Raw genomic sequence first — 20,695 nt, 5'->3', positions numbered from 1 at the left:
AACGGCCAGCCACCTTCAATATAATGGATACCGAGATTATCAAGTGCAACCGCGATTTTTAGTTTATCTTCAACTGTTAACGAAATCCCTTCACCCTGTGTACCATCTCGTAACGAGGTATCAAACAGTTTTATTTTCATCCAAGTCCAAACCCTCCGTGTAATGCGTTAACCGCTTTATCCGTGTCTTTATTTGATATTACACACGAAATTTTTATTTCTGAAGTAGAAATCATCTGGATATTTATTGCATTATCCGCAAGTATTTTGAACATTTTTGCAGCAACACCCGGATGACTTCGCATTCCAATGCCAACGATTGAAATCTTGGCTACATTCTCGTCGGCAATAATATCGCCACCGCCAAGTTTTTGGGAAACATTTTTTAGAATTGTTATTGCATTTTTTAAGTCATTTTTAGAAACAGTAAACGAAATATCATTATATCCTTCTCGGGCAGCAGATTGAATTATCATATCCACATTGATATTTTTTTTAGCAAGTGCACCAAAAATTTTGGCAGCAATTCCAGGTTTATCCGGTACATCGCAAATAGAAACCTTTGTTTCGTTTTTGTCAAATGCAATACCTGATACTACAACCTCTTCCATATTACCAACCTCCTTAGTTATAACGGTGCCTTTTTCTGTTGAAAATGTTGACCGAACATGTATAGGTACATTAAATTTCTTTGCAACTTCTATTGAGCGTGCCATCATAACCTGGCTGCCTACACCTGCTAATTCCAGCATCTCATCATATGAAATTTTATCAAGTTTCCGTGCATCATTAACCACTCGCGGGTCTGCAGTATAGACACCTTTTACATCTGTATAGATTTCACATATCTTGGATTTCAGTACTGCTGCAAGCGCTACAGCAGTTAAATCGCTACCACCACGACCCAGTGTAGTTATATCATCATTAGGATTTATTCCTTGAAAACCTGCAACAATCACGATTTTGTTTTTTTTCAACTCTTCAATAACTTTTTTTGGTCTTATTTTTTTAATTTTTGCTTTTGTATGAATTCTATCGGCATAAATACCTGCCTGCGGGCCCGTCAGTGAAATTGCATCACAACCATTCTCTTTTATCGCCATAGTTAGCAATGCTATTGATTGCATCTCACCCGTTGCCAGAAGCATATCCATTTCTCTTGGGTCAGGTGTTTCTGTTATGCTTTTTGCTTTTTGTATTAAGTCGTCTGTCAAATCACCAGGTGCAGAAACAACCACAACAACACGGTTTTTTTTTGCTTTCTGTGTTATACGATTTGCGACATTTTTTATCTTTTCAGGTGTTGCTACCGACGAGCCACCAAATTTCATCACAACAAGTTTATCCATATCTATCAATTTAAAATTCTTATGCCTTCATTATCAAAATCAGAAACAATATATTTTGACTCTACATTGTATTTTAAAAATGTTTTTTGCATTGCTTTTCCTATCTTGCTTGCCAACCACTTGCCACTTATCGCTAATATCGTCGGTCCACTTCCAGAAATACAAACACCATAAGCACCGAATTTCTTTGCCGAATTAAAAACATCGTCCATTCCTGGAATAAGTTTTTTTCTGTAGGGCTGATGGAGTTTGTCTTCCATCGCAATTGATAAAAATTCGTATTTTTTTTGGATAATTGCTGAGATAAAAAGCGCTACCCGGCTTGAATTAAAGACAGCGTCTCTGTGCGAAATCATTTTCGGCAAAATCTCTCTTGCCTTGTCTGTTGAAACCTCAAAATCAGGAATACAAAGAACCGCCATTAAATCGGTTGGCATTTTGAATTTTGTATATGTAACATTTTTTCCGGCATAATTACAAACACAGAGCCCACCATAAAAAGCAGGAACGACATTATCAGGATGACCTTCAAGTTCTGTCGCAATTTTTATTATTTCATTATCTGAAAGTTTATCTCCACAAATTTTATTCGCTGCAACAAGTCCACCAACTCTTGCTGCTGCTGATGAACCTAACCCTCTCGCAAGCGGTATTCTGTTTATCATCTTAATTTGTAATTTGTAATCTGTAATTTGTAATTTGTTAAAAATAATTTTTATTGCTTGGCAAACAATATTTCTCTCATTCCTTGGCAGTTGATTTTCACCTTCTCCTTTAACCTCAATTTTAACCTTTAACTTTTGACTTTTAACTTTTATTACTTCTATTTCGTTGTAAAGTTTGAGGGCGGCACCGAGCACATCATATCCTGCACCAAAATTTGCCGTCGTCGCCGGAATCTTAATTTTTATAGAATTATATTGGTTTTTCATTTATCAAAATTTTAAAATTATTATTAGGTAGATTCTTGTCTTAATAAATTTATTGTTTTTTCCTGCGATGTTGTCAGCAGTTTTACATTAAAATTCTTGGCCGTTGTTAGTTTAAGAATTGGGGTTGTTTCAAAAAATTGGTTATCTATTTCCACATTTTTAAGATTACAAAATAAAATCATTTTCAAAAGTCCATCTTTTATATCTTCTGTTGATGGCAACTTATCTTTTTCGCTATGTTTACCCTCTATTAAATATAAACTTTTACCATCATTTTTAATTTCATCCGAAGTAAAATAGTATTCTCCGCCTAAATAGTTTTTTATTGTTATAATCCCTTTTGTGCCGTTTAATTTTTCTTTTGGCTGAATAGTAACACTTTCTCGCAGTTGGGCTTTTTTTGCTAAATTTCTGGATAATTTCATAAAAATATCTTTGCCTTTTTGAAGTTCTTGTATTCTTTTTAATGCTGATTCATTTGAATGCATTACAACCTTAAGTTTTTTTGAAATTATTTGATATGATTGTAATGACTTTTCCGCTATTTCACTTACCTTGTCTATTTGAGACAAATTCCAATGTAATGCATCGGATTGATAACTTAAAATTTCTTTAATTCTATTTTTCAGATAAGCATAATTAAATCTCTGTTCTGTAATTTTATTTTCATAATCCTTGTTTTTTGTCGCATTTTCATAATAAGCAATTATTACATAAATCCCAAGTAAACTCATTAGCGAAATTGTATCCCATTGCAAAAAATCTCTATCGCCGTCTTTGCCTTCATCTTTATAAATCGGAATTATTGTAACTTTTTTACCTGAAAATCTGATCGTATCATAAACTCTCGCATATGGATAAGACCTTGTTCTTTTAGCAGAAACCCACCAACTTACTGCAATTTGACCCTCCGTATTTGTTTTCAGTAAAAAAGAACCATTTTCTGTTATTGCGTCATCCAGATTTTTAAAATCATAGACCTGTAAATCTTTGCATAGAAATGGTTTGTATTTTATTCCGGTTATTTTAGCCGATATGTGCATATTTCTCTTTTCGTATAACAACATTAAATGTATCAGAACTATTATGTAATTGCATTTGTCCTTCAAAACCAAGTTTTTTCTTAATAATTGATATCAGTTTTTCTTTTAATTCTATCCCTATACTATTTCGCCCTAAATCTCTTGCTACTTTCATCGTAGTCCCGCTTCCTGCAAAAGGGTCCAATACAGTTTCGCCTTTATATGAAAACAACTTTATTGCTCTATATGGAAGTTCTTCCGGGAATGTCGCTATATCTTTTTCCAGTGTCGCACCGGGTAAAACATTTACCATATCCCATAAAGTCATAAACCATTTTTTATCTTGAAATTCTTTTAAATCAATTTTGGATGTTTCTCTTGTTTCTTTTGGTATTGACCTATAATCAAACTTCCCCTTCTGAAAAATGATTATACTTTCCAAAAGATTATCTGGATAAAAATACATTGGATAAGGATTTTGTAGCATAACACCGCTACGACGACTAATTCTCAAATAACCCTCCGGTTTTTTCCAAATTATCCTATCTCTATATCTAAAACCCGCCTTTAAAAAAATACGTGTCGCATCAGCAACGATCGGAAATTTTTCGCCATTTATCAGCATATCGTCAATATTTAATACAGCAATTCGTCCGCTCTGCAACACTCTAAATATTTCTTTTGCAACCTTACTCATCACACCCAAATATTGTCCATAATCCTTAAATACGCACTTATAGTCAAAAGGAGCATTAAAATATGGCGGTGATGTAACCATCAAATGAACGCTCTCATTTTGTATCTCTTCCATACTCATGCAATTACCAATTATTAATTTATGGTGAGTAACAAAATACTCTGAATTCAAATGATGTTGTTGGACTTGTTGATCAACACAATAATTTAATCCTGTTTGTTCACGAATAACAAAAGAAGTGTTTTTTACTTTTTTATATACACCTCTTTTTTGTTTCTTTTTCATAAAATTAGTTTGTAATCAATTTTTGGAAAAACATTATGTACTCATGTTTAAAAATATAGAATCCGCCGCCTAATGCACGGCGGCGCCAGAGTTGTTCTGCATTTCTTTTTGCACGATTGCCGGAGATATTTTTTATTACAATACTTTTTAGTTTATAGCCGTTTTCCAGAACTTTTTGCATCGTATAAAAACCCAGAGGCACCCATTCACTCTGGCTGTATTTATCCCCGATGACGAGCACTAAAAATCTTTTTTCATCAAGTAAAGGATATGTGTTTTTAACAACATCAGAAAATTTATTCAAAAATTCCTCAGTCGTTTTAGCATTGCATAAATCATTCGGATTTTCACTGAATTTTATAATATCGTGATACGGCGGATGCATTATTATAAGTTGAACTTTGTCAGTGTCGTAATTTTGTATCAGTGTTTTTTTGTTTTTTCTATCGTTTCTGCAATAGTATTGTCCCCTTCTATTATATCCGTCTTCAGATTATATGGATTTTGTTCCTGCGATATAAGTTCCTTCGCTCTTTTTACTGTATTCGGTAAAAGTTCAATACCAATCCCATTGCGGCCTAATCTTTTACATTCAATTAAAGTTGTGCCACTTCCCAAAAAGGTATCAAGCACTATTTCGTTTTTTTTGGTATATCGCAATATCGCTTGATGTGGAATCTGCGGAATAAAATTACCGTGATATTCGCCGCTATGAGCACCGCTTTTATCACGAGCACCCAACAGCCATAAACTATCTGTAATAATATCGCTGTATTCTTTCCAGTTATTCAAATCAATGTCATTAAAAATAGTAGTTTTTGGATGTTTTGATTTTGGAATTACGATTGAAGAAGTCTCTTTTTCAACAAAATAACTTAACCCCAATTCTTCACGAATTAGTTCAGATTTATCTTTTGTCTTATAAATAACTTTTTTTTTGTTTCTTCTTCATAACCTGATTGCTTTCACGATTTTTTTCATATCTGGTTCTATGATTTTTGGTTTTGTGGCGGATTTTATTGCCCTATCGGGGTCTTTCAACCCGTGACCTGTTAAAGTGCAAACAACTATATGGCAAGATTGCTTCAAGTGCCGACGCTGAAGTGCCTTCGGCACTGAAGCGTCGGCTACATTTTTCGCAATGACATTCTTATATTTTATCAGCCCGGCAACGGATGCAGCAGATGCGGGCTCAACAAAAAGCCCTTCAAGCGACGCTAACAATTTATATGCCTTAAGAATTTCAGCGTCGGTAACTGTATCAATAACACCGCCTGATTCATCTCTTGCTTCTTCTGCTTTTTTCCAACTTGCAGGGTTCCCGATTCTTATTGCTGTCGCAATCGTTTTCGGATTTTTTACAGGTTTTCCTTTGACAATTGGGGCAGCGCCTTCTGCTTGGAATCCCATCATATGAGGCTGATGTGAGATATGAGATGTGAGATGTGAGTCATCTCGTATCTCATATCTCCTATCTCGTATCTCTTTGTAGCCTTTCCAGTATGCGGTGATATTTCCTGCATTTCCGACGGGAATAAAATGGTAATCGGGTGCTCTGCCTAAAAAATCAACTATTTCAAATGCCGCGGTTTTCTGTCCCTCAATCCTGTAAGGGTTGAGAGAATTAACAAGTGTAATTGGATATTTTTTTGTAATCTCTAAAACGATTTTTAACGCATCGTCAAAATTGCCTTTCAACGCTATTACTTTTGCACCGTGCATCATTGCCTGTGAAAGTTTGCCAAGTGCAATCGCACCTTCAGGAATGATAACTATGCATTTAAGTCCTGCTCGTGCTGAATATGCTGCCGCAGATGCAGCGGTATTGCCTGTTGACGCACAGATAACCGCTTTGCTTCCTTCTTCAACTGCTTTTGAGATTGCAACAGTCATACCGCGGTCTTTGAAGGAACCTGTCGGATTTGCACCTTCAAATTTGAGATACAGATTGAGATTAAGATTAAGAAATTTTTCAAGATTCTTTGCTCTTAAAAGTGGTGTATTGCCTTCGTAAAGCGTAATTATTGACGTTTTTTTCGTCACGGGTAGGTATTTTTTATATCGTTCAATTATTCCTTTGTAAATCATTTTTTTCCCTGGTTTTTGTCGTCGGTAATATCTACCAAATGTTAGATGGCTATTCCATTATTCTAATCATTACTGTTTTTGATTTTATAATTGGAAGTTTATCAATTACTTTTATTGCTTTTCTGATATTTCCTTCTTTTGCCTGGTGGGTAAGCATTAAAATCGGAACAGAATGTTTCTTCTGTCTTCCTTCCTGAAAACAGGCAGAGATTGAGACATTGTTCTTACCAAGCACGCCGGATATTTTAGCAAGCACACCTGGCTTATCTATAGTCAAAAATCTCAGATAATACTTTGTTTCCAATTTTTCAACTGGTTTTATTATAAGTTTTTTGTTTTTATCATAAATAATATCCTGAAACCTTCCGGCAGTCCCATAAAAAATATTTCTGGCAAGATACATTATATCTGATACCACAGCACTTGATGCTGCAGCACCTCCTGCACCTTTGCCATAGAGCATAATATCACCTGCTGAATCGCAACCAAAATAGATTGCATTGTATTCATTCTCAACTGTGGCTAATGGATGTTCTTGCGGAATAAAAGCAGGATAAACAGTTGCAGAAATTTTGTTATTTCTACACTTCACAGTTGCCAATAATTTCAGTATATAACTGAATTCTTCTTTCGCGTATTTTATATCCATCGGGTCTATTCCCAAGATACCTTCGCGATATATTTTTTCAACAGATAAATGTGTCCCATATGCAATAGAAGCAAGTATTGAAAGTTTCTGTGCTGCATCAGTACCATTTATATCAAGTTCAGGATTTGATTCTGCAAAACCGAACTGCCGTGCAAGTTTTAGCGCATCATTAAAACTTTTGTTTTCGTCGGTCATTTTGGTAAGTATAAAGTTGGTAGTTCCGTTGAGAATCCCAACAATAGAGTTGATTCTGTTTGCAGCAAGCCCCTCGTTCAGTGATTGAATAACAGGTATCCCTGCAGCGACTGCAGCTTCAAAATAAACTAAAAGTTTTTTGCTTGATGCAACCGAAAAAATTTCATTCCAGTATTTAGAAAGTAACGCTTTGTTAGCAGTAACAATATGTTTCCCGCGGCTCATTGCCTCCAGTATAATCTTTCTTGATATTTCAGGCGACCCAGTCAATTCCACAAGTATATCTACCGATGGGTCAAGTATTATTTTACTGGCATCAGCAGTAAGTTTTTCTTTTGGAAAATTTAGTGCTTTAAGTTTAGTGAAATCTTTATCACAAACCCATTTTATTTCCATCCTGGTTCCACATTTTTTATGTATAAAAGCAGAATTATTTTTTAGAATTTCTATAACTTTTCTACCAACAACCCCGCAACCAACAATTCCGAGATTGACCATTTTCATTTTCGCTTTCTCACGAATAGTTCCCGAATATTAACCGAATATAACCGAATTATTCGGGCGCTATTTGGGTTTTTCTATTCGGGTGTTATTCGCGTGTTCTTTTATAAATTTTTTGAGGCGTAACAATGCGTCGTGAAACCTGTTAAAATGGGTAACCAGTGCAAAACGAATATAACCCTCGCCGTATTTTCCAAACCCGGTGCCCGGCGAACAAGCAATCCCAGTTTTTTTTATAAGTTCTTCTGAAAACTTTAGCGAACCAATTTTCTGAAATTTTTCAGGAAGTTTTGCCCAGAGATACATTGTTGCTTTAGGTTTCTCAACGATAAAGCCGAGTTTGTTAAGACCTTCACAAAATTTATCGCGTCGTTTTTTGTATTCATCCAATGTGTTTTTCATTATGTTTTTCTCGGAATTTAATGCTGCCACACCTGATAGTTGCAAAAATGTCGGAACGCCGTAATCAATAAATGATTTGAATTTTTCTAACGGTGCAATGATTTTTGAGTTACCAAGGCAGAATCCAACTCGCCAGCCAGCCATATTGTAGGTTTTAGAAAGCGAGTAAAACTCTACACCAATATCTTTGGCACCAGAGGTTTGTAGAAAAGATGGAGCAACATAATTATCAAAAGTAATTTCAGAATATGCGTTATCGTGACAGATAATGATATCGTATTTCTTCGCAAATTTTACTACTTCGTTAAAAAACGATAAGCCGTCAACAGTTGCGCTCGTCGGGTTATTAGGATAGTTCAAAAGCATCAGTTTGGCACGCCGAGCAATTTTTTCCGGGATTCTGGTTAAATCCGGCAGCCATTTATTTTCTGCTGTAAGTGGCATATCGTAAATTTTTCCACCTGCTAAAATCACACCATTAAGATGCACAGGATACGCCGGATTTGCGACAAGCGCAATTTCACCAGGATTAAGCCAAGCCATACAGAAATGTGCAATACCTTCTTTTGAACCAATCAAAACAAGTGCCTCATTTTCGGAATTTAGTTCAACATCAAACCTTTTTTTATACCAATCGCAAATCGCTTTTCTTAATTTTGGCATTCCTTTTGCTTGAGGATAGCGATGTGTCCCAGTATGATTTTTTACAGTATCAATAAGCCGTTCTATAATCGGTTCCGGTGTTGGCATATCAGGATTTCCCATTGCTAAATCAATCACATCCAATTTTTGTGAATATGCCTCTTTTTTCAACGCATTTATTCTTGAGAAAATATAAGGCGGAAGTTTATCAAGTTTTTTGGAATATGTCTTCATATAAATCGCGAATACAAACCGAATGTTAACCGAATATAACCGAATAATTCGGTGCAGTTATTCGGTGCTATTATTCGGGTTTAGAAATTCGGGTAGATGTTTAGCAAATTCAAATATTGCAAGTCCGACAAGCACACAGGCAATCCCATAGACGACTTCAAACCCTGAATATTTTGCAAATTTTTCAAGTGGTACAAACTCTGACTCAGGTAGCCCGATAAAAACATCATAAATCCCTTTTAAGACAACAATCACTCCCCAAGTACAAAAAATCCAACCACTTGTTTTATACACAGCCCGATATTTTAACCTTCTCATTTTCGCTTCGCTCATAACCCGAATAGAAACCGAATGTTAACCGAATTATTCGGTTGTATTTGGTGCTGTTATTCGGTGTCTCTATTCGTGCTCTTCTATTTTTGGGACCAGTTTTCAGGTCGTAATGAACGAACAGCAGCGCCTGCACGCCACATTTCAGACTCCCTCATCTGCCTTAATTCAGCATCAAGTTTTTCTTTGTAATCAGGTGCACTGTTCACTTCAAGCACCCGTTTTGTTTCCACACCTGTTTTTACTCGTTCATATAACTCTTCAAAAACCGGCTCAACCGCTTTCCTGAATTTTGGCAGCCAGTCAAGTGCACCTCGTTGCGCAGTAGTAGAACAGTTTGTATACATCCAGTCCATACCGTTTTCAGCAACTAATTTTATTAAACTTTGTGTGAGTTCTTCAACCGTTTCATTAAACGCTTCCGACGGCATATGCCCCTTTTTTCTGAAAAGATTATACTGCGCTTCTAATATAGCGGCTAATGCACCCATAAGCGTTCCTCGCTCGCCTGTGAGATCGCTATAAACCTCATTTTCAAAAGTTGTTGGAAATAGAAAACCTGAACCAACTGCTATACCAATTGCAAGAGTTCGCTCTTTTGCTCTGCCAGTTGCATCCTGCCAAACAGCAAAACTTGAATTTATTCCACTACCACTTAAAAAATTTCGTCTTACTGATAGTCCGGAACCTTTCGGCGCAACAAGTATAACATCTATATCTTCTGGTGGAATAACTTTTGTCTGGTCTTTGTACACAATTGAGAACCCGTGTGAAAAATATAATGCTTTTCCTTTAGTAAGAAACGGTTTTAATTTAGGCCAGACAGCCATCTGACCTGCATCAGAAATCAGATATTGAACTATTGTTCCTTTTTCTGCTGCTTCCTCAATATTAAAAAGCGTTTTACCGGGCAGCCAGCCATCTTTAACCGCTTTATCCCAGTATGACTTTTCTTCAGGACGCTGACCGACGATAACATTTATCTTGTTGTCTCGCATATTCAGTGATTGCGCAGGTCCCTGAACACCGTATCCAATTACAGCCACAACCTCATTTTTTAGCACCTCTTGTGCTTTTGATAACGGAAACTCATCCCTTGTCACCACTTCTTCTACAACCCCACCAAAATCAATCTTCGCCATCTGCTACCCTCCTTTTTCAACAAATTAAATACCCTAACTTCTATTTACCCACTTTTTTGTCTTTATAATATTGAACAACGATATCTTTCGCTTGCTCTTCGTTTTTTTTCTCCACCATTAATTTTATTGGTATTGCTAAATTTTCAGAAATAACTGAAGCAGTATATGTATTTTGTATAAAACAATCAATATTATTTGCTACAAATACTGATTTGACGAATTCTGCTTCATTAATATTGTTTGTAGAAAATACTTCATATAATTTTCTATATTCTGGTTTAGATTCAGGATGTAATTCCTTAACCAAAGGAATTTTGCAATCGGAACATATAGTATATCCTTCCCTGTATTCTGCTTTACATTTTGGACAAAACATATATTCTTTCTCAACAATTTGAATGAAAGTTACTGAAACTTTTTTTCAAATTCAAATAATTGTTTTTTTTATTTTTGTTCTTTAGGGTATAACTCTTTTTTTAACTCGTCAGGAAACAATTGGAGCAACCTTTTTTTAACTTCTATCATCCTTAATATATCTGATTGGTCTTTTCTACGTTTGCTTTCTCGTCTTTCAGGTTCCAGTGCTGATGCAATTTTACTTTCAAATATATCCTCTATTGAAGCAACGGGAAGTTTATATCCGAGAACGTTTTTTTCTGTAGCATTCTTCAAACATTTTTGTAGTTCAGGGGCTGTTTGCAATTGTATCCGTAAATCCGATTTTTTGGAATATACATATACACTATGTTTGAACTTTTTAATTTCCCAATGTCTTTTTATTTCAGGAATAATTTTATTAACACTGCTTGGTGCAATTACCAAATCGCAATCCATAGTAACGACGGGTTCGGTATATGCGTTGACTCCAAGACCGCCAATAACACAAAAAGTAACTTTTTCTTTTTTAAGTAGATTGATAAACTCCTGTAGAAAATCTGTTTTACTGTTAGAAACTTTATTGAAAAATTCTTTTTCAGTCATAAATTTATTGCTTCTTAATTTTTTTGAATTTACGTTTCCCAACTTGAATTAGAATTTCACTGTCTATTTTTATAATTTTGTCCAGTTGGATCTTTTCTTCATTTATCTTGACACCACCCTGCTTGATTAACCGTTCTGATTCCTTTTTACTTGAGGAAAGACCAGCATTAACAAGAAGTTCCGAAACTTTTATTTCTTTTTGTGAGATGACATACTCTTCTATTTCAGACGGTAATTCTTTGGAAGCAAAAATTTTATTAAATTCTTCTTCACAGTTTTCAGCAATCTCTTTAGAATAAAATTTAGCAACTATAATTTTGGCAAGTTTCTGTTTCATCTCTTTTGGATGATTCTTTTTTAGCTCGTCTAAATTCTCTTGTGTCAAAAGTTCAAAATACTTATACATAAGGTCATCTGTTATTGACATTATTTTGCCAAAAATTTCTGATGGGGGTTCGCATATACCGATATAATTATTGTATGATTTTGACATTTTTTGCACACCATCGGTTCCCTCTAAAAGTGGCATAGTTATAATAACCTGCGGTGTCTGTCCATAGTCCTTTTGAATCTCGCGTGCTATCAGAAGATTAAATTTCTGGTCGGTGCCGCCAAGTTCAATGTCAGAATTTACACTTACAGAATCATAGCCAGTCAATAACGGGTAAAGGAATTCAAGTATTGTTATATCTTTTCCTGCTTTATATCTTTCGCTAAAATCTGCCCGTGCAAGCATCTGGGCAACAGTAGAATGTTTTGCCAGTTCCAAAAGTCCATCAAGTCCTAAAGAATAAAGCCAATGGCTGTTGAATCTAACTTCGGTTTTTTCTCTATCCAGAATCTTGAAAACCTGTTGTTGATATGTTTTTGCATTTTCTAAAATTTCTTTTTCACCAAGCATAGGTCGGGTTTCACTTCTGCCAGATGGGTCACCTATACGAGCAGTAAAATCACCAATAATAAAAACAACTTTATGTCCTAATTCCTGAAATATTTTCAGTTTTTCAATAACAACGGTATGCCCAAGATGAATATCTGGCGAGGTCGGGTCAACACCTAATTTAACCCGTAATGGTTTATTAAGTTTCAACTTTGCTATAAGTTCTTCTTCCGAAATTATTTCAACAGTCCCACGACTTATTTTCTTAAGTTGGTCCTCTAATTTCATATTTTGTAATTATCCTAGCCACAGAATTTCACAGAAAATTACAGAATATTCAGTTAAGTTTTTTTTTGCTTTCAGTGTTATTCTGTGTAGTTCTGTGGCTGTCTTTTAATCCTGTAAATCCTGTCAGGTTCTTTTTTTGTGTTTTTTGGTATGATTCTGTGGCTATTTTCTTATTTTATCAAAAAAAAATAAAAAATCAAGCAAAAAATGGAAGAAATAGTTAACCACTGCCCGACTACAAAACTGGTAGGTTTGTATCTAAACTTTATGAAATGATTTCCTGGTAAAACTTCTACAGCACGAAAAATATAGTTTGCTCTAAAAATTTTTGTTTCCTGTCCGTCAATAAATACCTTCCATCCTGGATAAAATGTATCTGTCAGCACTAAAAATCCACCATTTTCTGATATTGTTTCTATTTCAATTTCTTTATTAGAATATTTTTTTATTAAAGCAGTTCCTTGACCGCTATAGATATTTTTAGTAGGCATTTCTTCAAGTATAATTTTTTTAAGTGGGTTAAAATCTTTTTGGAACATTTGTTCAATAATTTTGTCAGGCGGTAAAACAACTGCATTGGTAACAAAAAATGTTTTAGGTAAAAAAAGTCTGTTTTCATAAAGTTTTATTGAAGGTAGATCTTCATAAAACTCAAATTCTTTTTTAAGCGTGAGAAATTGCTGTGGAAGGTTATAGGATGTTATCACATATTTACCATTACCAAGCCCAATAAATTTTAATGTCTCCAAACCAATCCCATGTCTCATCATTTCATCCCATATTTCGTAAAACCTTTTTGGGCGGAGTGCACCGTGACCTTCTATAGCAGGGATATTCCAGACGATATTAGAATTCGGCTGCAAAAAACTCCTGTAGCTGTAATATGGTGTCAAATCGTTTGAAAAACCTTTTGCCATTGAGACGGCTAAATTATATGAATTTACCGACCAGACACGATAAAAACTTTTGTCGGTTTGTAGAAAATCTGCTATGGCAGGTGTGGATATCCATTTATTTCTCTTATAGAGAGCGTTTTGTTTATTAGCAAAATAAAATAATTCAGCAAGAATTAAAATAAAAACCAAAAATTTTAAATGGACATTTGTCCATTTATTAATAATAACTCCTGCAAATAATGACAATGAAAAAACAGCAAAAACTAAAACACGCTGATGCAGACGAAACTGCTCAAAGCCAGGGATTTTATCTAAAAAAGATGTGATACCTAATGCAGCTGATAATGCAATAACGAATGTTAAAATAATTGTTATTGAAAAAAATAGATGTTTCCTGAATTTTGTGAACAACCCGAATAACCCAATTATTAACGCAATTTTACCGATATAAAATGAATTTTCTATAAAAATTGAATGCGGTTTATTAAAAGAATTATCAAATGGCAAACCAAACTTAAACGGGAATATCCAGGTAACTAAATCAGAAAAATTATACGCCCACCACCATCGTGCGGGATCTTTTGCAAACCCGATTTTTCGTGCAGTAAAATTAACAAGTTCAAAAGTTGAAAGCCACTGAACAGCGGAAACAGACAAGCCCACAATGACAAAAATCAAAAATGCGACAATTAACCGAACAAATGTTCGCTGCGAACATTTGTTCGCACCATAGACCGAACATCTGTTCGGTCTACACACAAAATACAAGACTGAAAAAATCAAGGTGTAATAAGCAAACTGAGGGAATCCAGCAAGAATTTGAACCCCCGAGGAAATGCCTACATAGACAGCATTTTTGTAATCATTACTTTTCAGAAACTTTTCAATAAAATAAAAAATCAGCGGAAACCATATTACTGAATTAAGCATATTCAAATGTTGAATATGGCAGAAGAAAAATCCGGAAAACGAAAAAATGACAGCAGAAAAAACTGCGGTTTGCTTTTTAAGTCCGAATTCGTTAAAAAACAAAAAACTGAAAAAACCACAAAGAATAAAATTTAAGATAATTGAAAGATTAAAGCCAATATCAGATTGAAAAATTAGAAAGATTAAAAGATTCAAAGGATAGAAAAAACCACCTTGCCCTTCTGCATGCAAAGGATAGCCACACCAGATTAAATCAGACCATAACGGAATCTCAAAATTTTTAAGCGATTTTGCTAAAAGATGTCTATACGGAAAATTAAGGTCGGTAATATCACTTCCGCCGAGTCCAGGAGTAATTGGCAGTGAACTCATTATAAAAACTTCTGGTAGAAACAAAAAAGCAAAAATACCAAAAATCAGTAATACACTAAAATTTTTCTTCATAACTTTTTTAAAGGAAATTATAAATTATAACCACGAATAGACACAAATTTACACGAAGAGATTTTAACAAAAAATTTAAATTAGTGTTTATTCGTATTAATTCGTGGTTACAGAGTTTTCTTGGCAACCCAAATCGTTCCACATAGAAACAGCAAACTTATGATTAGTCCAATTTTAAAAGAACCCGGTCTGTAACAAAATTTTACTATGTGTTTTCCTTCCTGCACTGTAACTGCTTGAAATGTATAATTCGCTTTAATAATTTTTGTTTCTGTACCGTCTATAAATGCTTTCCAGCCTGGATAGTATGTATTGCTTAAAAACAGAAAACCATTGTCAGATAGTTCAGCATTTATTAAAATTTCTTTTGGTGTATTTTTTAATACGATTATTTCAGATTTTAAATTTGACGAGTTTATATTTGTTTGGTTCTCAATAAAAATTGTTTTTGAAGGTTCGTAATCGTTACTTGTAAGCATTTCTAATATCGCTTTATCGCTAAATAATGTGAGTGCTTTCGGGACTGTGCAAAAACTCTTGGCAGAGATTGACTATTTTCATAAATTCTTATTGGTAGAATGTTGCCGTCTGAAATCTCTTTTTTTAATCTAACATATTTGCTATCTATCGGATAATTTGAAACAATATATTTTACATTTGCCAGGCCTAAAAGTTTTGCAGATTCTTTACCAAGAACGACTTTTATGTCGTCGGTATCAGGTTCTTTTTCTAAAAATGTTACCGACCTGAATTTCGCAAGATAATTTTCCGGACCTGATAGCCCGGCACCACCAAGCCCGCCTGTATATGCTTCAACATTGTCAATCTCAAAGGTCATATTTGAATTCGGTACAAGAAAGTTTCTGAACCAAAAGTATGGCTGTAAATTATTATTCCAGCCATTTGCCAAATTAAACGCAATTCTTTGGTCAGCAATAGAAAAAATTCGGTATACTTCTTTATCATTTTTATCATTTTCTAAAAATTTTAATGTCTCAGGTTTAGAAAACCATTTTTTTGCATTATATGTTGGATTAAAATCTCTACCAAAACTAAAAAGTTCAAAAAGTATCAAAACCAAAATCATCAATTTATACAACAAACTAAGTTTTTTTCTCTCAACAAGCTCGCAACTATACCCTGTCAAAACTGCAATACAAAATCCTGCACAAAAAAGGAGGCGTTGATGAATCCTCAGATACTTAAAACCGGGAATCAAACTTTTAAATACAGCAGATAGTCCTAACTGATGATGTAGTGCGATTATTAAACAAAAAAATATCAGAAAACAGAAAATTTTTACATAATATGATTTTCTAAAATATAAAATTATCCCGACGACTGCAAGTAAAATTGCAACTTTACTGATAAAAAAACTGTTTTCCCAGAAGATAGTGCCTTCTTTGTTAAAATTATTTTTGGCAGGTGTGCCGTAATAAAACGGAAAAACAAACATAACAAGGTCATCTAATTTATACGAAAATCTTGTAAACTGGCTATATTCAAGCCCAGCTTTTCTGGACGAGAACCGAACAAATTCATATGTCGGAACCCATTGTACTGCAGAGATTCCCAGACCTATTATTAGAATTGTCAGGAGTGTTAAAATTATTTTTTTGAAACTACGGCATCTGAAAATAGAATATACTGCTAAAATAATCAAAGAATAATAAGGCATTTGTGGATAGCCTGCGAGTATTTGAATTCCAAGAATCAGTCCGGTATACATAATAAACGATTTTTTGTGTCTGAACAAATTTTTCTAAAAGAAATAACTGCAACGGTAACCAGCAAGCAGCATTTATCATATTCAAATGTTGAAGATGGGTTACAAAAAAACCGGAAAACATAAAAATAATTCATGAAAGCAATGAGCCAAATATGTTAATTCCAATACAGCGACTATACAAATATGTGAATAAACCTGCCATCAGAAATGTTAAAATTATAGAAAAATTGTATGCTATATAAGTTGGCAGAAACCAGAACAGGACTATATTTAACGGATAAAAAAATCCACCCTGTCCTTCTGCTAAAAGCGGATAACCACAAGATATTTTATCAGTCCACAGAGGCAGTTTCCAGTTTTTTAACGACCTTGATAGAAAATCCCGAAATGGATAATTCAACGAAAAGATGTCATTACTTTCAATCCCCGGTGTGATAGGCACATCTATCATCAAAAAGATTTTAGGAAAGAAAAGAAAAATTAGAAACAAAAAAAATAAAATTACAACTGCATTTTTCCGCATATTATAATTTTACAAAATTTTAGCAATTTAATCAACAATCAATCAGATAAAAAAATCTTTACTTGTAGCTGTCACATAGATACGGCTTCAATAGGAATCTTTAACTTGCATGGATAATCTCATCCCTTAAAATTGCGGACTGCTCTTTAGACGGGAATTGCAGATGAAAAGTGATTTTTGGACTTAATTGAGGACCGGCGCTAATTACTCTATGAGTAAAAATTATTTTGACTGTAAACTTTCTTGAATTTTTATTTTTGAAATCGCGTAAATATCAAAAATTGTAGATAAAAAATGACCCAAATCTACCAAACCATTTTACTATTATTGTGACTTCTTTACCGATTGTTATACGAAAAAGAGGTTGCCTTTTAATTCAGAACAGATAAGTTCAACAAATAAACACCGTCTCCTGAAATTCCAAATGGTTCTGAAAATTTTGCAGAGTTATTTCATCACAAAATCATTTTTGTATTTTGTTTTCTTTTATTAGATGTTTCTCAAGAAAATTGAGAAACTGTCTGATAGAAACCGCTTTTCTTTCTATATGTATTTCTGCATTCTTGAAAGGATGAATATGCTAGCCGATTCTCATATTGTTTGCTCCAAAAATTCTTTTTCTATTTTCAATGTAAGCATATGAAATTATTTTCTTTTCTTCGTTGTAATAAACATCAACAAAATTTTTGCCCATAATTAATCTTAGACGAATTCTACCTTTAATCTGATAACGCTCAATTTTCTCTATCCACGGAAATTCAGCACAAGTTGAAAGGACTTCTCTAACAAACTGTTTAATCCTCATATCAATTCTATTTGTTTTTTATGTTTGTCAATGCCCAATCCCAATCTATATAATCCTTTTCATGTTCCCAAGTAAGATTAAAATCTTTCCCAAGTTTTTTTTCAAATTGTATAAAGTTTATATTATATTTTTTTTTTAAACTTGTTACAACTTTTAACCATTTTTTGATTTCTTTTTTTTGTTTTCGTTTCATTTGTTATTTCCTCAAAATTTCGTTCAATATTCTCACGATGACTTCACTGTTGTTAAGATAAATAAAGTATAACAAAAAATTGGCATTTTGTCAAGCAGTTTTTTTATTGACATTATTTTTTTTAGAGATATAATAAACATAGATTCCATATCAAGTTCTGTTCTGATCTTGATTCAGGAATGGAATGACAGAAAAAGGAATCCCTATACTTTTAATTATGAAAAAATGGATTTTTTTGGCAGTTTGTATTATTTTATTTTTTACATTTATTGAGCGTTTAATAAGATATCTTGGCGATATTCCAGACCCGTCTAAACTTGTGGATTATACACCTTCGTTGACTACTAAAATCTATGATATGAAAGGTGAACTTCTGGCTGAACTTTTTACAGAAAAACGAACTGTTGTTCCACTGTCACAAATCCCAAAAGATATGATAAACGCTGTCATAGCGATTGAGGACACGCGTTTTTTCAAACACTGGGGGATTGACCTGTATAGGATTGTTGGCGCATTTGTTGCCAACCTGAAAGCATTAGATATTGCCGAAGGTGGTTCTACAATCACGCAGCAACTTTCCAAAATACTTTTTTTAACCCGACGGAAAACGCTTGCCCGAAAAATTAAAGAAGTGATACTTGCACTACAACTTGAACGTGATTATTCAAAATATGAGATTTTAGAGATGTACCTGAACCAGATTTATTTTGGTAATGGTGCTTACGGTGTTGCGACTGCAGCAAAAGTTTATTTTGGCAAAGATGTGTCAGAATTAACATTAGAAGAATGTGCGCTTTTAGCCGGGCTTCCGAGAGCACCGTCTATGTATTCGCCGTTCAAAAATTCAGAAAAAGCGATTCTACGAAGAGCAGTTGTCCTCGCAAGAATGCGTGATGTTGGGTTTATTACAGACAACCGAAAAAAAGAAGCCGAAGGAAAAAATATCGTACTATCGCCACCGCATACTGCTACAAAAGTAGCACCATATTTTATAGAATATGTTCGGCAGACACTTGAGAGTAAATATGGCAGCCAACTTTATCAAGGCGGGTTTGAAATTTACACAACACTTGACAAAAAAATGCAGGAAACAGCAGAGACCATTTTTGATAGATACCTTGTTGAGTTTAATACAATTTCTAAATCAACTGTTGCATTAGAAGGTGCGCTATTATGTCTGGATGTAAAAACCGGCGCAGTTCGTGCATTGATTGGTGGTCGCAATTTCACAACAAGCCAGTTTAATCGTGTTTTTCAAGCAAAACGACAGCCGGGCAGTGCGTTTAAGGTCTTCGTTTATACAGCAGCATTAGAAAATGGTTATACTCCGACTTCTATAATAGACGATTCGCCGGTTACATTTTATAATACAGGCACCAACTGGGAACTTTTGTCACACACGACTGATTTTTCTGATGTCACAAATAAAGAACTTCTTGAGACGCTTATTCAAAAAGATACAGAAGCAAAAAACCCGAATGAAAAGGTATTATGGCAACCTCAGAACTATTCTGAACAATTTCATGGGCTTGTTCTTTTGAGAAAAGCGTTAGAACACTCATTAAACATCTGTGCGATAAAGATAACTGATACGATACAGCCACCGACGGTAGCATATTATGCAAAACAACTTGGGATTGAATCGCCATTGACAGCGACGATTTCGTTAGCACTCGGCTCGTCGGAAGTCACACTAAAAGAAATGACCGCTGCATTTGGCTGTTTAGCAAATTCAGGCATAAAAACAACTCCATATTCAATTGTAAAAGTTGTAAATAATATAGGCAGATTGTTAGAAGAGTATTCCCCGGAAGAAAAAGATGTAATTTCACCCCAGACAGCGTTTCTGATGACAAATCTTCTACGTGGCGTTGTGGAACACGGAACAGGTATCTATGCAAAAAATTTAAGAAGACCTTGTGCAGGAAAAACAGGTACCACTAATGATTGCGCAGATGCATGGTTTATTGGCTATACACCGCAGTTGGTATGTGGTGTCTGGGCTGGCTATGATGACCATCATTCGCTTGGCAAAAAAATGACCGGTGGCAGAGTCGCCTGCCCTATCTGGACTGATTTTATGAAACAGGCATTAAGAAGTCAGCCTGTTTTAGATTTTATCCCGCCAGCAAATATAACATATGCAAAAATTGACCCACATACAGGGCTTTTAGCACTTGGTAATCCAAAAGGAACATATTTAGAAACATTCTTAAGCGGAACAGAACCAAAAGAGTTTTCGCTCGGTAAAGTGGGGGTGGGTGTTGCAATTGTAAAAAAATTAGAAGATGAATCAGAACCAGAATTATTAACAGGTTTGATAGAAGGCACTACCAAACAAGTTCCTGTTTTGCCTGTAATGACTGATACAGAAGGTGGATTTTAAAAAGTAAATAGTATACTGGGAATTAACAAATTAACAAATTAACGAATTAATTAATTACTGTAGTTTGGCAAATTTTTGCTAATAAATGTTGAAACATATTGTTCATTGACAAAAATGGAATAACCCTGTAAAACAGGGATGCACAAGAAACCTGAACAATTCCTATGAATAGT

22 protein-coding genes are annotated in these 20,695 nt (G+C 34.4%); 1 reads left to right on the top strand and 21 read right to left on the bottom strand.

The window, feature by feature from the left end:
- The 21 genes from AB1349_07745 to AB1349_07645 form a co-directional block, all read right to left on the bottom strand.
- The coding region (locus AB1349_07745; GenBank protein ID MEW6557231.1) for a hypothetical protein at positions 1-140 on the bottom strand (140 nt) is incomplete at its 3' end.
- Positions 137-1,348 carry an aspartate kinase gene (locus AB1349_07740; protein MEW6557230.1) on the bottom strand — a complete coding sequence of 404 codons (1,212 nt, stop codon included), beginning with the start codon at positions 1,346-1,348 and terminating at the stop codon, positions 137-139. The genes AB1349_07745 and AB1349_07740, both read right to left, overlap by 4 nt.
- A 5-nt stretch (positions 1,349-1,353) precedes the next feature.
- On the bottom strand, positions 1,354-2,280 hold the full coding sequence (thrB, locus tag AB1349_07735) for a homoserine kinase (protein ID MEW6557229.1): 927 nt from the start codon (positions 2,278-2,280) through the stop codon (positions 1,354-1,356).
- Between the two features lie 23 nt (positions 2,281-2,303).
- Positions 2,304-3,323: a hypothetical protein gene (locus AB1349_07730; GenBank protein ID MEW6557228.1), complete on the bottom strand. Its 1,020-nt coding sequence runs from the start codon at positions 3,321-3,323 to the stop codon at positions 2,304-2,306.
- Complete coding sequence (locus tag AB1349_07725) at positions 3,307-4,284, bottom strand: site-specific DNA-methyltransferase (GenBank protein ID MEW6557227.1); 978 nt, start codon at positions 4,282-4,284, stop codon at positions 3,307-3,309. The genes AB1349_07730 and AB1349_07725 overlap by 17 nt, the downstream gene beginning before the upstream one ends.
- A 4-nt stretch (positions 4,285-4,288) precedes the next feature.
- On the bottom strand, positions 4,289-4,669 hold the full coding sequence (locus AB1349_07720; protein ID MEW6557226.1) for a hypothetical protein: 381 nt from the start codon (positions 4,667-4,669) through the stop codon (positions 4,289-4,291).
- A 38-nt stretch (positions 4,670-4,707) separates the two neighbouring features.
- The gene (locus AB1349_07715; protein MEW6557225.1) at positions 4,708-5,169 is read right to left on the bottom strand and encodes a DNA methyltransferase; all 462 of its coding nucleotides are present in this window, start codon (positions 5,167-5,169) and stop codon (positions 4,708-4,710) included.
- A 63-nt stretch (positions 5,170-5,232) separates the two neighbouring features.
- Positions 5,233-6,372 carry a threonine synthase gene (gene thrC, locus AB1349_07710; GenBank protein ID MEW6557224.1) on the bottom strand — a complete coding sequence of 380 codons (1,140 nt, stop codon included), beginning with the start codon at positions 6,370-6,372 and terminating at the stop codon, positions 5,233-5,235.
- Positions 6,373-6,421: 49 nt separating this feature from the next.
- Positions 6,422-7,720: a homoserine dehydrogenase gene (locus AB1349_07705; protein ID MEW6557223.1), complete on the bottom strand. Its 1,299-nt coding sequence runs from the start codon at positions 7,718-7,720 to the stop codon at positions 6,422-6,424.
- Positions 7,721-7,780: 60 nt separating this feature from the next.
- Entirely contained in the window at positions 7,781-8,995 is a 1,215-nt protein-coding gene (locus AB1349_07700) for an LL-diaminopimelate aminotransferase (protein MEW6557222.1), read from the bottom strand.
- A gap of 57 nt (positions 8,996-9,052) precedes the next feature.
- Positions 9,053-9,328, bottom strand: coding sequence for a hypothetical protein (locus AB1349_07695; protein ID MEW6557221.1), 276 nt, complete (start codon positions 9,326-9,328; stop codon positions 9,053-9,055).
- Positions 9,329-9,408: 80 nt separating this feature from the next.
- A complete protein-coding gene (ilvC, locus tag AB1349_07690) occupies positions 9,409-10,467 on the bottom strand; it encodes a ketol-acid reductoisomerase (GenBank protein MEW6557220.1) in 1,059 nt (352 codons plus the stop codon).
- 40 nt (positions 10,468-10,507) lie between these two features.
- On the bottom strand, positions 10,508-10,843 hold the full coding sequence (locus tag AB1349_07685; protein ID MEW6557219.1) for a DUF2007 domain-containing protein: 336 nt from the start codon (positions 10,841-10,843) through the stop codon (positions 10,508-10,510).
- 68 nt (positions 10,844-10,911) lie between these two features.
- A complete protein-coding gene (locus AB1349_07680) occupies positions 10,912-11,448 on the bottom strand; it encodes a hypothetical protein (protein MEW6557218.1) in 537 nt (178 codons plus the stop codon).
- 4 nt (positions 11,449-11,452) lie between these two features.
- Positions 11,453-12,616: a tyrosine--tRNA ligase gene (gene tyrS, locus AB1349_07675; GenBank protein ID MEW6557217.1), complete on the bottom strand. Its 1,164-nt coding sequence runs from the start codon at positions 12,614-12,616 to the stop codon at positions 11,453-11,455.
- 170 nt (positions 12,617-12,786) lie between these two features.
- A complete protein-coding gene (locus AB1349_07670; GenBank protein MEW6557216.1) occupies positions 12,787-14,886 on the bottom strand; it encodes a YfhO family protein in 2,100 nt (699 codons plus the stop codon).
- A 107-nt stretch (positions 14,887-14,993) separates the two neighbouring features.
- Positions 14,994-15,365, bottom strand: coding sequence for a YfhO family protein (locus tag AB1349_07665; protein MEW6557215.1), 372 nt, complete (start codon positions 15,363-15,365; stop codon positions 14,994-14,996).
- Between the two features lie 2 nt (positions 15,366-15,367).
- Entirely contained in the window at positions 15,368-16,615 is a 1,248-nt protein-coding gene (locus AB1349_07660) for a hypothetical protein (GenBank protein MEW6557214.1), read from the bottom strand.
- Between the two features lie 130 nt (positions 16,616-16,745).
- A complete protein-coding gene (locus AB1349_07655) occupies positions 16,746-17,138 on the bottom strand; it encodes a hypothetical protein (GenBank protein ID MEW6557213.1) in 393 nt (130 codons plus the stop codon).
- Positions 17,139-17,718: 580 nt separating this feature from the next.
- Positions 17,719-17,943 (bottom strand): hypothetical protein, encoded by a 225-nt coding sequence (locus tag AB1349_07650; protein MEW6557212.1) that lies wholly within the window; start codon positions 17,941-17,943, stop codon positions 17,719-17,721.
- A 7-nt stretch (positions 17,944-17,950) separates the two neighbouring features.
- Positions 17,951-18,136 carry a hypothetical protein gene (locus AB1349_07645; GenBank protein MEW6557211.1) on the bottom strand — a complete coding sequence of 62 codons (186 nt, stop codon included), beginning with the start codon at positions 18,134-18,136 and terminating at the stop codon, positions 17,951-17,953.
- Positions 18,137-18,320: 184 nt separating this feature from the next.
- Here AB1349_07645 and AB1349_07640 point away from each other — a divergent pair, with 184 nt between their 5' ends.
- The gene (locus tag AB1349_07640; GenBank protein MEW6557210.1) at positions 18,321-20,522 is read left to right on the top strand and encodes a penicillin-binding protein 1A; all 2,202 of its coding nucleotides are present in this window, start codon (positions 18,321-18,323) and stop codon (positions 20,520-20,522) included.
- Positions 20,523-20,695 lie beyond the last annotated feature (173 nt).

This window comes from Elusimicrobiota bacterium, assembly GCA_040757695.1.
Lineage (GTDB): Bacteria > Elusimicrobiota > UBA8919 > UBA8919 > UBA8919 > JBFLWK01.
The sequence above is the reverse complement of the archived record's forward strand: the minus strand, read 5'-3'. Positions and strand labels throughout refer to the sequence as shown.

Bases quoted from the DNA above. Each gene is read 5' to 3' on its own strand.
- AB1349_07740 (MEW6557230.1), bottom strand. From the start codon at position 1,348: ATGGATAAACTTGTTGTGATGAAATTTGGTGGCTCGTCGGTAGCAACA.
- thrB (MEW6557229.1), bottom strand. From the start codon at position 2,280: ATGAAAAACCAATATAATTCTATAAAAATTAAGATTCCGGCGACGACG.
- AB1349_07730 (MEW6557228.1), bottom strand. From the start codon at position 3,323: ATGCACATATCGGCTAAAATAACCGGAATAAAATACAAACCATTTCTA.
- AB1349_07725 (MEW6557227.1), bottom strand. From the start codon at position 4,284: ATGAAAAAGAAACAAAAAAGAGGTGTATATAAAAAAGTAAAAAACACT.
- AB1349_07720 (MEW6557226.1), bottom strand. From the start codon at position 4,669: ATGCATCCGCCGTATCACGATATTATAAAATTCAGTGAAAATCCGAAT.
- thrC (MEW6557224.1), bottom strand. From the start codon at position 6,372: ATGATTTACAAAGGAATAATTGAACGATATAAAAAATACCTACCCGTG.
- AB1349_07705 (MEW6557223.1), bottom strand. From the start codon at position 7,720: ATGAAAATGGTCAATCTCGGAATTGTTGGTTGCGGGGTTGTTGGTAGA.
- AB1349_07700 (MEW6557222.1), bottom strand. From the start codon at position 8,995: ATGAAGACATATTCCAAAAAACTTGATAAACTTCCGCCTTATATTTTC.
- AB1349_07695 (MEW6557221.1), bottom strand. From the start codon at position 9,328: ATGAGCGAAGCGAAAATGAGAAGGTTAAAATATCGGGCTGTGTATAAA.
- ilvC (MEW6557220.1), bottom strand. From the start codon at position 10,467: ATGGCGAAGATTGATTTTGGTGGGGTTGTAGAAGAAGTGGTGACAAGG.
- AB1349_07685 (MEW6557219.1), bottom strand. From the start codon at position 10,843: ATGTTTTGTCCAAAATGTAAAGCAGAATACAGGGAAGGATATACTATA.
- AB1349_07680 (MEW6557218.1), bottom strand. From the start codon at position 11,448: ATGACTGAAAAAGAATTTTTCAATAAAGTTTCTAACAGTAAAACAGAT.
- tyrS (MEW6557217.1), bottom strand. From the start codon at position 12,616: ATGAAATTAGAGGACCAACTTAAGAAAATAAGTCGTGGGACTGTTGAA.
- AB1349_07670 (MEW6557216.1), bottom strand. From the start codon at position 14,886: ATGAAGAAAAATTTTAGTGTATTACTGATTTTTGGTATTTTTGCTTTT.
- AB1349_07665 (MEW6557215.1), bottom strand. From the start codon at position 15,365: ATGCTTACAAGTAACGATTACGAACCTTCAAAAACAATTTTTATTGAG.
- AB1349_07660 (MEW6557214.1), bottom strand. From the start codon at position 16,615: ATGTATACCGGACTGATTCTTGGAATTCAAATACTCGCAGGCTATCCA.
- AB1349_07655 (MEW6557213.1), bottom strand. From the start codon at position 17,138: ATGCGGAAAAATGCAGTTGTAATTTTATTTTTTTTGTTTCTAATTTTT.
- AB1349_07650 (MEW6557212.1), bottom strand. From the start codon at position 17,943: ATGAGGATTAAACAGTTTGTTAGAGAAGTCCTTTCAACTTGTGCTGAA.
- AB1349_07645 (MEW6557211.1), bottom strand. From the start codon at position 18,136: ATGAAACGAAAACAAAAAAAAGAAATCAAAAAATGGTTAAAAGTTGTA.
- AB1349_07640 (MEW6557210.1), top strand. From the start codon at position 18,321: ATGACAGAAAAAGGAATCCCTATACTTTTAATTATGAAAAAATGGATT.